This is a genomic window from Leifsonia poae (assembly GCF_050632865.1).
GTDB classification, from domain to species: Bacteria; Actinomycetota; Actinomycetes; order Actinomycetales; family Microbacteriaceae; genus Leifsonia; species Leifsonia poae_B.
This window is the reverse complement of the sequence record NZ_JBODSA010000003.1, coordinates 1,184,906-1,197,337: the sequence shown is the minus strand read 5'-3', so window position 1 is coordinate 1,197,337 and position 12,432 is coordinate 1,184,906. Positions and strand designations below refer to the sequence as shown.

Below are 12,432 nucleotides of genomic sequence, written 5' to 3'. Positions count from 1 at the left end.
ACAGTAACGTGCAATCACTGATCGGTATCATGTGACCATGAGCTCCGAGCCCCCCGCCCTCGAGTCCCGGGCCAGCTTCCTGGTCTCGCAGCTGGGACTCCAGAGCGCCCAAGCATTCACCGCCGCCCTCGCCCCGCTCGGGCTCACCCCCAACCGCTACGGCATCCTGGTGCACGTCGCCCGGCAGGAGGGACGCACCCAGCAGGAGCTCGCGACGGCCCTCGGCCTGCACCGCAACTCGATGGTGACCCTGATCGACGACCTCGAGCAGCGCGGCCTCGTGGAGCGGCGCCGGCACCCCGACGACCGGCGTGCGTACGCCATCCACCTGACCCCGTCCGCGCGGGATGTCGTCAGCGCCGCCACACGCCTGGCCGACGAGCAGGAGGAGGCCATGCTCGGCCGGCTGACGCCCGACGACCGGGCGACCCTCCTGGCGATCCTCACCCGGATGGTCGCGGGCAGCGGCTACCAGCCGGGTGTGCACCCGGGCCTCGAGCAGCACGGCCAGGAGAGCCCCCAGTAAGCTGGATGCCGTGTCCAAGGTTCTGAGCAGTCTGCCCGTCGGTGAACGAGTCGGCATCGCGTTCTCAGGAGGGCTCGACACCTCCTGCGCGGTCGCCTGGATGCGCGAGAAGGGCGCGATCCCCTGCACGTACACCGCCGACATCGGCCAGTACGACGAGCCGGACATCGACGCGGTGCCCGGCCGCGCCAAGGAGTACGGCGCCGAGATCTCCCGGCTGGTGGACGCGAAGCGCGCCCTGGTCGAGGAGGGGCTGATCGCGCTGCAGTGCGGCGCGTTCCACATCCGCTCCGCCGGCAAGACCTACTTCAACACGACCCCGCTGGGCCGCGCGGTGACCGGCGTCATGCTGGTGCGCGCGATGATGGACGACGGCGTCGAGATCTGGGGCGACGGCTCCACCTACAAGGGCAACGACATCGAGCGGTTCTACCGCTACGGCCTCATCGCCAACCCGCGGCTGCGCATCTACAAGCCGTGGCTCGACTCGGCGTTCGTCGAAGAGCTCGGCGGCCGCACGGAGATGAGCGAGTGGCTGGTCGCGCGCGGCTTCCCCTACCGCGACCCCAGCGAGAAGGCCTACTCGACCGACGCCAACATCTGGGGCGCCACCCACGAGGCGAAGCGCCTGGAGGAGCTGGATGCGGGGCTCGACATCGTCGACCCGATCATGGGCGTCGCCGCCTGGCGCGACGACGTCGACGTGACGCCCGAGACGGTGTCCGTGCGATTCGAGGCCGGCCGGCCGGTCGCGATCAACGGCGTGGAGTTCGACGACCCGGTGGCCCTGGTGCTCGAGGCGAACGCGATCGGCGGCCGCCACGGCCTCGGCGCGTCCGACCAGATCGAGAACCGCATCATCGAGGCGAAGAGCCGCGGCATCTACGAGGCGCCGGGCATGGCCCTGCTGCACATCGTCTACGAGCGCCTGCTCAACGCGATCCACAACGAGGACACGGTCGCCAACTACCACAACGAGGGCCGCCGCCTCGGCCGCCTGATGTACGAGGGCCGCTGGCTCGACCCGCAGTCGCTCATGCTGCGCGAGTCGCTGCAGCGCTGGGTCGGCTCCGCCATCACCGGCGAGGTCACCGTGCGCCTCCGCCGCGGCGACGACTACACGATCCTCGACACGACCGGACCGGCGCTCAGCTACCACCCCGAGAAGCTGTCCATGGAGCGCGTGGGCAACTCCGCCTTCGGCCCCGGCGACCGCATCGGCCAGCTGACCATGCGCAACCTCGACATCGCCGACTCCCGCTCCCGCCTGGAGCAGTACGCCGCATCCGGCCTCATCGGCGGACCGACCGGCGAGCTCGTCGGCGAGCTGGAGGAGGGCAGCGCGCGCTCCATCCTCGAGGGCGTCGAGCCGGTCGACGAGGAGCTGTCGCGCGAGATCGACCTGAGCTCGGAAGGTGCCGCGTTCGACTCGGGCACCGACTGAGCCCGTCGGGCCGCGCGCGTCGCGGCCCCGGCCGAACGTACGATGAGCGTATGGACAAGCACGAGGTGGAGGCGGAGGAGCACCGCCCCGAGAACTGGCCGCTGGGCCGGCTGCTCGGCGCCGCCTCCCGCACCGTCGAGCGCGCCTGGGCGGAGGCCCTGGAGCAGCGCGGCCTGACCCACGCCGGCCTGGTCGTCCTGCACCTGCTGGAGCTGGGCTTCGACTCGCAGTCCGACCTCGCCCGTCTGGCGCGGGTCGAGCCGCAGACGATGTCCCGCACGGTGGACCGCCTGGAGCGCGAAGGACTGCTGGTGCGGCAACCCGATACGGTGGACCGGCGCCGCCACGTCCTCGCCGTGACCGACGAGGGGCGCGCGGCCTTCGCGGGTGTCCGCGGGCTGGAGGACGAGGTGTTCCCCGAGGTCGACGACCCCGCCGCGCTGCGCGCCGCTCTGCTGCAGATCGTGTCCGCCCGGTCATGAGCGACAGCGGCGTGCACCGCGTCGCCGTACTGGTGCTGGAGGGCGCGAAGCCGCTCGATGTCGGCATCCCCGCCCAGGTGTTCTCGCACCGGCCGAGCATGCCGTACGAGGTGCGTGTCTGCGGTGCGGCACCGGGCCTGGTGACCGGCGGCGACGGGCTCTCGTACCACGTGGCCGACGGGCTGGAGGCGCTGGAGCAGGCCGATACGGTGTTCGTGCCCGGCTACCGCAACCCCGCGACCACCGACCCGCCGGCGTCGGTGGTCGGCGCCCTGCTCGCAGCGCAAGAGCGCGGCGCACGGCTCGCCGCGATCTCGACCGGAGCGTTCGCCCTGGCGGCGACCGGGCTCCTCGACGGCAAGCGCGCGACCACCCACTGGCACTACACGCGCGCACTCGCGGAGCGGCATCCCCTCGTCCGGGTCGACGAGAACGTGCTGTTCGTCGACGAGGGCGACATCCTCACCTCCGCGGGAGCCGCGTCCGGCATCGACCTCTGCCTGCACCTGGTGCGCCGCGATCACGGGGTCGGGCTGTCGAACCGCGTGGCCCGGCGGCTCGTCGCCGCGCCCTACCGCAGCGGCGGCCAGGCGCAGTACGTGCCCCGCAGCGTCCCGGAACCCCTCGGCGACCTCTTCGCCGGGACGCGGGAGTGGGCGCTCGCCCACCTCGCCGAGCCGCTGACCCTCGAAGCGCTGGCCCGCAACGCGAAGGTGTCGGCCCGGACCTTCTCCCGCCGCTTCGTCGAGGACACCGGCTACACCCCGATGCAGTGGGTGCTGCGCGCACGCGTCGACCTCGCCCGCGAACTCCTCGAGCGCACCGACCTCGGTGTCGAGCAGATCGCGGCGCGGGTCGGTCTCGGGACGGGCGCGAACCTGCGGCTGCACTTCCAGCGCATCCTGGGCACCTCGCCGACGGAGTACCGGCACACGTTCTCGGCCTGAGAGCCTGGCACGATCCTTTCGCCGCATGGCTCAATCTCTGGCGGGATGCTTGCGCATCATGTCCCGCGCGCCACTGTCGATGCCTCGGCGCCCCGCGCAGCATGGATGCGGTCACACGAAAGGAACACCACACACCATGACCCGCATCGCCATCAACGGATTCGGCCGCATCGGCCGCAACACCCTCCGCGCCCTGCTGGAGCGCGACTCCGATCTCGAGGTCGTCGCCGTCAACGACCTCACCGCACCCGCCACCCTCGCCCACCTGCTCGCGTACGACAGCTCGCTCGGCCGTCTCGGCCGCACCGTCGAGGTCGACGGCGACACGCTGGTCGTGGACGGCCGCCGCATCCGCGTCCTCGCCGAACGCGAGCCGGCCGACCTGCCCTGGGCCGAGCTGGGCGTGGATGTGGTGCTCGAGTCCACCGGACGCTTCACCTCCGCCGACGCCGCCCGCGGGCACCTGACCGCCGGCGCCAAGCGCGTGCTTGTCAGCGCCCCCGCCGACGGGGCGGACGTCACGCTCGCCTACGGCGTCAACACCGACGCGTTCGACGCGGAGAACCACCTGATCGTCTCCAACGCCTCCTGCACCACGAACGCTCTGGCTCCGCTGGCGAAGGTGCTGGACGACCTCGCGGGCATCGAGCACGGCTTCATGACGACCGTGCACGCCTACACGCAGGAGCAGAACCTCCAGGACGGCCCCCACCGCGACCTCCGCCGCGCCCGCGCCGCCGCGGTCAACATCGTTCCCACGACCACGGGCGCCGCGAAGGCGATCGGTCTGGTTCTGCCGCAGCTCGACGGCAAGCTGTCGGGCGACTCCATCCGCGTCCCGGTCCCGGTCGGCTCGATCGTGGAACTCAACACGACCGTGTCGCGCGACGTCACCCGCGACGAGGTGCTGGCCGCCTACCGCGAGGCCGCCGACGGCGCGCTCCGCGGCATCCTGGAGTACGCCGACGCCCCGCTCGTCTCGAGCGACATCACCGGGCAGCCCGCGTCGTCCATCTTCGACGCCGCGCTGACCCGCGTGGACGGCCGTCACATCAAGGTCGTCGCCTGGTACGACAACGAGTGGGGCTTCTCCAACCGCGTCGTCGACACGCTGGAGCTGCTGGCCGAGGCCGTTTAGGCAGCCTCCTTGGGCACCTTCACGACGAGGCTGGACGGGTCGACCCAGGTGCGCAGGGCGGAGGCGCGGCCGAACAGGTCACCGTCCAGCTCCACCTCCTCGGCCCGGCTCAGCCGCATCACGAACTCCTTGCCCTTGAGGTAGTTCATCGCCCGCACCTCCCGGTCGGCGCCCATCAGGCGCCGGCCGACGGTGGTGCGCCGGAGCACGCCGTTCTCCCAGAAGATCTTGACCACGATCTGCACCCAGCCGACGAACCCCTCCGGGCGCAGCACGACGATGTCGAACTGCCCGTCGTCGACCGCGGCCTCGGGGAGCAGCAGGATGTTGGCGGGCAGCGAGCCGCAGTTGCCGATCAGGACGGTGTGGGCGCGCATCGAGCGCTGGCCGTAGTCGTCCAGGCGGTAGCGCACGCGGAGCTGGTTCTTGTCCCGCAACACCGTACCGATCGCCTTCACATAGGCGAGCCAGCCGTGCTTGGCCTTCAGGTCCTCGTCGGTCGCGGCGATCATCTGGGCGTCTATCCCGACACCGGCCATCACCAGATAGGCGTGCCGCCGGGTGCCGCCGCTGCCGTCGCGCAGCTCGATCACGCCCATGTCGATCGTCCGGTCGCCGCCGTCGAAGGCGGAGTCGAGGGCGTTCTCGATGTCATCCAGCGTGAGGTTCAGGTTACGGGCCAGCAGATTGCCCGTTCCCGAGGGCAGCAGCGCGATCGGCGTGCCGGTACCGCGAAGCTCCTCTGCGACCGTGCGGACCGTGCCGTCGCCGCCCGCGGCGATGACGACGTCGACGCCCTTCTCGAGGGCTTCCTTCGTCTGCCCGCTGCCGGGGTCGTCCTCGGTGGTCTCGAGCCATAACGTCTCGTTCCACCCCCAGCGCTTCTCGGCGGCGGCCAGCGCCTCTCGCAACGCGGGCTCATCCACCTTCACCGGGTTCACGACGATCGCTGCGGTCCTCGGTTGCTCGGGCATACCGGGGACAGTACCGGGGAAGTCGCGGGTGCGGAAGCGGGAGGGGGCGGGTCCCCTCGTCACTTGCCCTTACCGGGTCCCCCGCTGTTCTTACCCGGCCCCTTGTTCGGGTGATCCGCGCCGGGGCCCGGCCGGGGCTGGGCAGGCGCGGGAGCGGGAGCAGGAGCGGGAGCGGGCGCCGGATTCGACTGCTCCGGTGCCTGCTGCTCCGGCGCCTGCTGCTGCGGCTCCGGCGTGGTGGTCGTGACCGCCGGCGCGACGGTCGTCGCCGGCGCCTGCACGGTCGGCGTCGGCCGCGGAGTGGTCGGCACCGACTCCGGCTCCTCCGACGCGGGCGCCACCATGCTGCCCAGGGCGAGCGTCGCGGCGACCACCAGGATGGAGCCGGCGACGGCGCCGGTGGCCACGATCCCGCGGCGGCGGCGCGTCGTCTTCGTGTCGCGCGCCGCGCGACGGGAGGAGAGGATGCGCGTCGGATCCGTCGCCGCCGCTGCGACGGCCCCGGCGGTCGGCCCCGTCACCGCCTGCGTCGCGACATCCTCCGGCGCCTCCGGCACCCACCCCGTCAGCTGCGGCGCGAGCTCCCGCGCCATCACGGCGACCTCCATCGCGGTCGGCCGCAGCGACGGGTCGCGCGCGGTCATCGCGGCGATCAGGCCGCGCCAGTCCTCGGGCAGCGACGCGGGGATCCGCGGGTCGCGCGCCGCGCGCGCGGCCACCGCCTCGACCGGCGTCCCGGGGTACTCGCGAACGCCGGTCAGCATCTCCAGCGTCAGGAGCCCGAGAGAGTAGATGTCCGCCGCCGGCCCGGGCTCGCCGCCGAAGACCTGCTCGGGACTGAGGTAGCCGGCCGTCCCGATGACGGTGCCGATCGTGGTGATCCGCTCCGAGCCGACCAGGTGCGCGATGCCGAAGTCGGCGAGCTTGACGACCGGGCGACCGCCCGGAACGCTGGAGTCGGCGAGCAGGATGTTGCCGGGCTTGAGGTCGCGGTGCACCATCCCGGCCTCGTGCACGACGACGAGCGCTTCCGCGATCCCGGCCGTCACCTCGACCGCCTCGTCCGGCGGCACAGGTCCGCGCTCCAGGCGGCTGCGAAGGTCCTCGCCGTCGACCAGCTCCATCACGAGGAAGCTCGGGGTCGTATCCCCGTCGGACGCCAGGTGCGCGTCATGCAGGGCGACCAGGTGCGGGTGGCTCAGCCGCGCGAGCATCGTCGCCTCGGTGCGCCGGCGCGCGTCCTCGACCGCAGTTCCGGGGGCGAACAGCTTGACGGCCACCTCGCGGTCGAGCCGCAGGTCGGTCGCCCGGTAGACGGTCGCCATCCCGCCACGACCCAACCGGTCGTGCAGTTCGTACCGCTCCAGGAGCACTCTGTCGTCCACCGCGCGAGCATACGCGCAGACCGGCTGTCCGTGAATCCGCCGACAGTCATGTCCACCCTGGTTGCATCCGGGGCCGTATGGGGCATCACTGGGGGAGGTGAAGCACGAACCGGAAGCGACTCCGCCCGACACGGGCGTTCTGGAGGCGCTGCAGGTCTACCGTGCAGCCGAGGCGGCCATGCGCCGGCGCACCGGCGCGGCCATGGGCATCGGCGAGAACGACCTGCTCGCGCTCCGTCTCATCCTCGACAACACGGCCCTCGGCCGGCCGACCTTCGCGAAGGACATCAGCGCGTATCTCGGGGTCTCCAGCGCCTCGACCACTCTGCTGATCGACCGGCTGGCGAAGAGCGGCTTCGTCGAACGGCGTCCCAGCCGCATCGACAAACGCTCGGTCGAGCTGGTGCCCACGCGCGCGGCGCTCGGCGACACGGGCCCGCTGCTGGCCGCTGCGCAGGAGCAGATCGCCGCCGCCACCGCCGAACTCAGCGCGGACGAGGCGGAGACCGTCACCCGTTTCCTGACGAAGATGCGCGAAACCGTGGATCGGATCGCGTCGGAGCGCTCGGCTAGGCCGAAACGCACGTGAAGTCAAGGGGATTCCTAGGCAATTGAAGCAGTTGTTGGGTGGAGTACGTCAAGGAAAGGACACTTCTCCATGAACATCCTGCTCATCATCGTCGCGATCATCGCGATCATCCTGCTGCTCACCGGTGGCTTCGTTCAGTCCCTGAACTTCCTCCTGTGGGTAGGTATCATCCTGCTCGTTCTGGCCGTGATCGTCTGGCTGGTGCGACTGCTCACCGGAAGCCGACGGGTCTAGGCAGGAGGCAGCCATGAGCCTCGGCGCAGGAATCTTCCTCGTCGTGGTGGGCGCGATCCTCGCGTTCGCCCTGAACATCCAGGTCGGCTGGATCGACCTGCACCTGGTGGGCTACATCCTGATGGTGGCCGGAGTCATCGGCATCATCATCGGGATCGTGCTGCTCACCCGGCGTCGCACCTCCGTCGCCACCACCCGCACGGCCGTCGATCCTGCGACGGGCGAGCGCGTGACGCGCCGGACGGGCGAGTCGGACGACATCGTCTGACACCTCTTTCCCTCTCGGATGGGCGAAACCCCCGTGCCGCTCGGCACGGGGGTTTTGTCATCCCCTGATCACTCCATGGTGTCGAGGATGCCGACCAGGTCGTCGAAGGTGGTCAGCGGGTTGAGCACCGCGAAGCGCGTGTTCGGTCGGCCGGCGTGCGAGCTCGGCGTGACGAACGCACGCTGCTCCTCCAGCAGTCGGGCGGACCAGACGGCGTAATCCTCCTTCGTCCATCCCTCGCGCTCGAAGACGACGACCGAGAGCTGCGGGTGGCGCACGAGCCGGAAGCCGTCGCGCCGCTCGATCTCGTCGGCGATCTCGCCGGCCAGACGGATGGAGGCGGTCACCGCGTCGCGGTACGCCGCGGCGCCGTGCGAGGCGAGCGAGAACCAGAACGGAAGGCCGCGGGCGCGCCGGGTGAGGTGCGCCGCGTAGTCCGACGGGCTCCACTCGGCGTTCTCGGTGAGCGTGTCCAGGTACTCGGCGTGCTGCGTGTGGGCACGGCGGCCCGCCTCGGGGTCGCGGTAGATCAGCGCGCAGGCGTCGAACGGCGCGAACAGCCACTTGTGCGGGTCGACGATCACCGAGTCGGCGTGCTCCACCCCGGCGAAGCGGTGCCGGGCGAGCGGGGAGAGCATCCCCGCCAGGCCGTAGGCGCCGTCGACATGGAGCCAGAACGAGAACTCCGACTTCAAGGCTGCGACCGACGCGATGTCGTCGACGATGCCGAAGTTGGTGGACCCGCCGGTCGCGACGACCGCGAAGACCGCGTCCCCGTACTCCTCGAGCGCCGGACGAACGGCGTCGCCGGTCAGGATGCCGGACTCGCCCGGCGAGACCGCGACGACGTCCACATCCATCACCCGGGCGGCCGAGGACACCGAGGAGTGCGCTTCCGAACTGCAGACGATCACCCAGCGGCCGGCGGGGTTGCCGCGCTCGGTGCGCGCCGCGTCGCGGGCGGCGACCAGCGCGGACAGGTTGCCGAGCGTCCCGCCCTGCACGAACACGCCGCCGGCGGTCGACGGGAGGCCGAACTCGGCCGCCAGCCACGACAGCACCTGGTTCTCGGCGTAGACGGCGCCGGATCCTTCCAGCCACGATCCGCCGTACACGGCACTCGCCGAGACGACGAGGTCGAAGGCGGTGGCGGCCTTGGTCGGCGCGGTCGGGATGAAGGAGAGGTACCGCGGGTGGTCCGTCGTGATGCAGGCCGGCGCGAGGACGTGCTCGAAGAGCGCAAGGGCGCGCTCGGCGCCGATGCCGGTCTCCGACACGGTCTGGCCGGCCAGGCGGCGCAGCTCGAACTCGGGCAGCGGCTTGTCGAGCGGGGTGTCCTCGCTCAGGATGCGGCGGCGCGAGTAGTCGAGCACGAGGTCGACGAGCTCCCGGGTCTCGGGTGTGACGGCGTGCATCCGCTCGTGGAGCTGGGCGGCGGGCTTCTGGGTCTGGGTCATGCTTCCTCCGACCGCAATGCTTTCACACGGAACGAGCATGCGTTTAGCGCTGTACGCAAGAATTGTGCGCTCTCTGGCCCAGTACGCCGCTATCACGCGCGAACACCTGGCGCGACGCTCGTTCTGCTACGTTCGAGCGGTGAGCGACACACCTGCCGCGGATATCCGCACCGACGCCGAACTGGTGGCCCGGCTGGTCGCCGAACAGCATCCCGACCTCGTCGCGCCGCTGCGCCTCGTCTCGGACGGCTGGGACAACCAGCTCTACCGCCTCGGCGACCGGCTCGCGGTCCGAGTCCCGCGCCGGGAGGTGGCGGCGCACCTGATCGAGCACGAGCAGCAGCTGCTTCCGGGCATCGCCGAGCGCGTGTCGGTGCCCGTCCCCGTCCCGGTGCGCGTCGGCGTCCCGTCGGCGACCTTCCCCTGGCCGTGGAGCATCGTCGACTGGTTCGACGGCACCGACGGCGCGTCGGTGGACGCGGGAGCACGCGCCGGCTTGGCCGAACCGCTCGCGCGCTTCGTCGGCGAGCTCGCCGTCCCCGCGCCGGACGCGCCGCACAACCCGGTGCGCGGCGTCCCGCTCGCGTCCCGGCACGAGGCCGTCCGGCTGCGCCTGCGGTCCCTCGCGGGCCGGATGGAGGTGGCCCACCTGGAGCAGGTCTGGCGCAAGGCCCTGGACGCCCCCGCCTGGGAGGGTCCGCCGATGCTGCTGCACGGGGACCTCCATCCCGGCAACCTGCTGCTCGCCGACGACGGAGGTCTCGCGGCCGTGGTCGACTTCGGGGACGTCACCTCCGGCGATCCCGCCACCGACCTGGCGACGGCGTGGCTCACCTTCGACGGCGAGGCGCGAGAAGCCTTCCGGAGCGCGCTCCCCCAGGCTCCGGACGCCGCGACCTGGCTCCGCGCCCGCGGCTGGGCCGTGGCCATGTCCTCCGCGCTGGCCACCGCCTCCGACGACAACCCGCGGATGGCCGCGCTGGCCCGGCACGCCCTCCAGCAGTTCGAGGAGTGAGCCTGGGCTAGACCCCGCGCTCGTGCGTGCTGCCGACGACCGGCTGACCGTCCTCGTCGATGGCGATCAGGCCGCTCGAGCTGGCGGCGGCGGCCGCAAGGCGCTCCATCCACTCGCGGTCGAGCGACGGCGGCCGGGACCCGCTGTACCGGAAGCGGAGCGGGATGGACGGATCGATCCAGATCGTCGTGCGTCCGTCTCCGTTGTCGGGGGACTCGCGCCAGCTGAGCGCGAAGGACTCCTTGCGCCGCAGCTTCGAGACGATGACGACCTCGAGGTGGGCGAGCACCCGATCGTCGAACGAGATCTGCGTACTGCTGTCGTAGACCATAAAACCCATCGGGACCTCCACGCACACCGTACCGCGACCGGTTCGAAACGGCGGAGTCCGCGACCGGATCGGCCGCGGACTCCGCCGTTTCAGGGGTTGCTTACCAGTCGTTCCCCACGCGGATCAGCTTCTTGTTCACGAACTCGTCGGCGCCGAAGCGGCCGAGCTCACGGCCCGAACCGGAGCGCTTCACGCCGCCGAAGGGCAGCTCCGCACCGTCGGCGAGGACGACGTTCACGAAGACCATGCCGGCCTCGATGCGGTCGGCGACACGGGATGCCTGCTCCTTGTCGGTCGTGTAGAGGTACGAGCCGAGGCCGAACGGAGTGTCGTTCGCGATGCGGACCGCGTCGTCCTCGTCCTTCGCGCGGAACACCTGCGCGACGGGTCCGAAGAACTCCTCCTTCGACGCCGGGTTCTCCGGAGTCACGTCCGTGAGCACGGTCGTCTCGAAGAACGCGCCGTTACGGCCGCCGCCGCGCACCAGGGTCGCGCCGTTCTCGACAGCGCGCTTGACCTGCTCGTCCAGGTTCTCCGCCGCCTTGAGCGACGAGAGCGGGCCGAGCGCGGACTCCTCGCTCGTCGGGTCGGACGCCTCCACCTCCGCCAGCTTCTCGGTGAACTTTGACAGGAACGAGTCGTACAGGTCGTCGATCACGACGAACCGCTTCGCGGCGTTGCAGGACTGGCCCGAGTTGTCGAGGCGCGCGTCCACCGCGTTCTGCACGGCCGCATCCAGGTCGTCCGTCGAGAGCAGGATGAAGGGGTCCGAGCCGCCCAGCTCGAGCACGACCTTCTTCAGGTTGCGGCCGGCGATCTCGGCGACCTTCGCACCGGCGCGCTCGGAGCCGGTCAGCGAGACGCCCTGGACGCGCGGGTCGGCGATCACGGTCTCGATCTGCGGGTGGCTGGCGTAGATGTTGACGTAGGCGCCCTCCGGGAAGCCCGCGTCGAGGAAGATCTGCTGGATGGCCGCGGCCGACTCGGGGCACTGCTCCGCGTGCTTCAGCAGGATGGTGTTGCCGATCACCAGGTTCGGTCCGGCGAAGCGGGCCACCTGGTAGTAGGGGAAGTTCCACGGCATGATGCCCAGCAGCACGCCGAGCGCCGAGCGCCGCACGACCGCGGAGCCGTCGCCGTCGAGCAGCTGGATCGGCTCGTCCTTCAGGAACTCGTCCGCGTGGTCCGCGTAGTACTCGTAGATCGCACCCGCGAAGTCCACCTCGGCGAGCGCCTGCTCGACCGGCTTGCCCATCTCGAGCACGATGATGTCCGCCAGCTGCTGCCGGCGCTCCACGTGGAGCTCGCCGACGCGGCGGACGAGAGCGGCGCGCTCCTGCACGGTGGTCGATCGCGACCAGGTGCGGAAGACGCTGTCGGCGGCGGCGATGGCGGCCTGCAGGTCCTCGTCGCTGATGGTGTCGAAGGTCTTGACCGTCTCGCCGGTGGCGGGGTTGGTCACGGCGTAGCTCATGTCGCTCCTCTTCTTCGCTGAACGGGTCTGGCCCAGTGTCGAGAATACGGGGTCGAAGGAGCATGCGGATCGCCACATCGTCCACGCCGTGCACCCCTGGTCGACAGGACGTACAGGATGCGCCTTCCCTGATGCCGCCTTCAAGCCCGCTCAGAAACGATTGCCTTT

General features: G+C 71.0%; 14 protein-coding genes. 9 read left to right on the top strand and 5 right to left on the bottom strand.

The features are described from left to right. The first annotated feature begins 37 nt into the window (after positions 1–37). The 5 genes from ACRAWB_RS16205 to gap all read left to right on the top strand — a co-directional run bounded on the left by ACRAWB_RS16205 (position 38) and on the right by gap (position 4,537). On the top strand, positions 38–526 hold the full coding sequence (locus ACRAWB_RS16205) for a MarR family winged helix-turn-helix transcriptional regulator (protein ID WP_431354258.1): 489 nt from the start codon (positions 38–40) through the stop codon (positions 524–526). Positions 527–536: 10 nt separating this feature from the next. Next, a complete protein-coding gene (gene argG / locus ACRAWB_RS16200) occupies positions 537–1,970 on the top strand; it encodes an argininosuccinate synthase (RefSeq protein ID WP_431354257.1) in 1,434 nt (477 codons plus the stop codon). Positions 1,971–2,020: 50 nt separating this feature from the next. Next, positions 2,021–2,452, top strand: a complete 432-nt coding sequence (locus tag ACRAWB_RS16195) for a MarR family winged helix-turn-helix transcriptional regulator (protein WP_431354256.1) — start codon at positions 2,021–2,023, stop codon at positions 2,450–2,452. Further along, a complete protein-coding gene (locus ACRAWB_RS16190; protein WP_431354255.1) occupies positions 2,449–3,399 on the top strand; it encodes a GlxA family transcriptional regulator in 951 nt (316 codons plus the stop codon). Before ACRAWB_RS16195 ends, ACRAWB_RS16190 begins: the two co-directional genes overlap by 4 nt. A gap of 136 nt (positions 3,400–3,535) precedes the next feature. Then, positions 3,536–4,537 (top strand): type I glyceraldehyde-3-phosphate dehydrogenase, encoded by a 1,002-nt coding sequence (gene gap, locus ACRAWB_RS16185; RefSeq protein ID WP_431354254.1) that lies wholly within the window; start codon positions 3,536–3,538, stop codon positions 4,535–4,537. Here the strand turns inward: gap and ACRAWB_RS16180 are convergent. Beyond that, positions 4,534–5,511 (bottom strand): diacylglycerol/lipid kinase family protein, encoded by a 978-nt coding sequence (locus ACRAWB_RS16180; protein WP_431354253.1) that lies wholly within the window; start codon positions 5,509–5,511, stop codon positions 4,534–4,536. The genes gap and ACRAWB_RS16180 overlap by 4 nt on opposite strands. Positions 5,512–5,570: 59 nt before the next feature. Then, complete coding sequence (locus tag ACRAWB_RS16175; protein WP_431354252.1) at positions 5,571–6,896, bottom strand: serine/threonine-protein kinase; 1,326 nt, start codon at positions 6,894–6,896, stop codon at positions 5,571–5,573. 97 nt (positions 6,897–6,993) lie between these two features. On the opposite strand from ACRAWB_RS16175, the gene ACRAWB_RS16170 reads away from it, so the two are divergent. The 3 genes from ACRAWB_RS16170 (at position 6,994) to ACRAWB_RS16160 (ending at position 7,987) form a co-directional block, all read left to right on the top strand. Continuing rightward, positions 6,994–7,485, top strand: coding sequence for a MarR family winged helix-turn-helix transcriptional regulator (locus ACRAWB_RS16170; protein WP_431354251.1), 492 nt, complete (start codon positions 6,994–6,996; stop codon positions 7,483–7,485). A gap of 69 nt (positions 7,486–7,554) precedes the next feature. Continuing rightward, positions 7,555–7,719 (top strand): hypothetical protein, encoded by a 165-nt coding sequence (locus ACRAWB_RS16165; RefSeq protein WP_183080093.1) that lies wholly within the window; start codon positions 7,555–7,557, stop codon positions 7,717–7,719. Positions 7,720–7,732: 13 nt separating this feature from the next. Beyond that, complete coding sequence (locus tag ACRAWB_RS16160; protein ID WP_064110016.1) at positions 7,733–7,987, top strand: DUF6458 family protein; 255 nt, start codon at positions 7,733–7,735, stop codon at positions 7,985–7,987. A gap of 68 nt (positions 7,988–8,055) precedes the next feature. Here ACRAWB_RS16160 and ACRAWB_RS16155 read toward each other — a convergent pair whose 3' ends face one another. After that, complete coding sequence (locus tag ACRAWB_RS16155; RefSeq protein WP_431354250.1) at positions 8,056–9,444, bottom strand: pyridoxal phosphate-dependent decarboxylase family protein; 1,389 nt, start codon at positions 9,442–9,444, stop codon at positions 8,056–8,058. 139 nt (positions 9,445–9,583) lie between these two features. Between ACRAWB_RS16155 and ACRAWB_RS16150 the strand changes: the two genes are divergently transcribed. After that, positions 9,584–10,459 (top strand): aminoglycoside phosphotransferase family protein, encoded by an 876-nt coding sequence (locus ACRAWB_RS16150; protein ID WP_431354249.1) that lies wholly within the window; start codon positions 9,584–9,586, stop codon positions 10,457–10,459. Between the two features lie 7 nt (positions 10,460–10,466). Here the strand turns inward: ACRAWB_RS16150 and ACRAWB_RS16145 are convergent, their stop codons facing one another. Both ACRAWB_RS16145 and ACRAWB_RS16140 read right to left on the bottom strand, forming a co-directional pair. Further along, complete coding sequence (locus ACRAWB_RS16145; RefSeq protein ID WP_431354248.1) at positions 10,467–10,799, bottom strand: ATP-dependent DNA ligase; 333 nt, start codon at positions 10,797–10,799, stop codon at positions 10,467–10,469. A 91-nt stretch (positions 10,800–10,890) separates the two neighbouring features. Beyond that, complete coding sequence (locus ACRAWB_RS16140) at positions 10,891–12,264, bottom strand: NAD-dependent succinate-semialdehyde dehydrogenase (protein WP_431354247.1); 1,374 nt, start codon at positions 12,262–12,264, stop codon at positions 10,891–10,893. Positions 12,265–12,432: the final 168 nt, after the last annotated feature.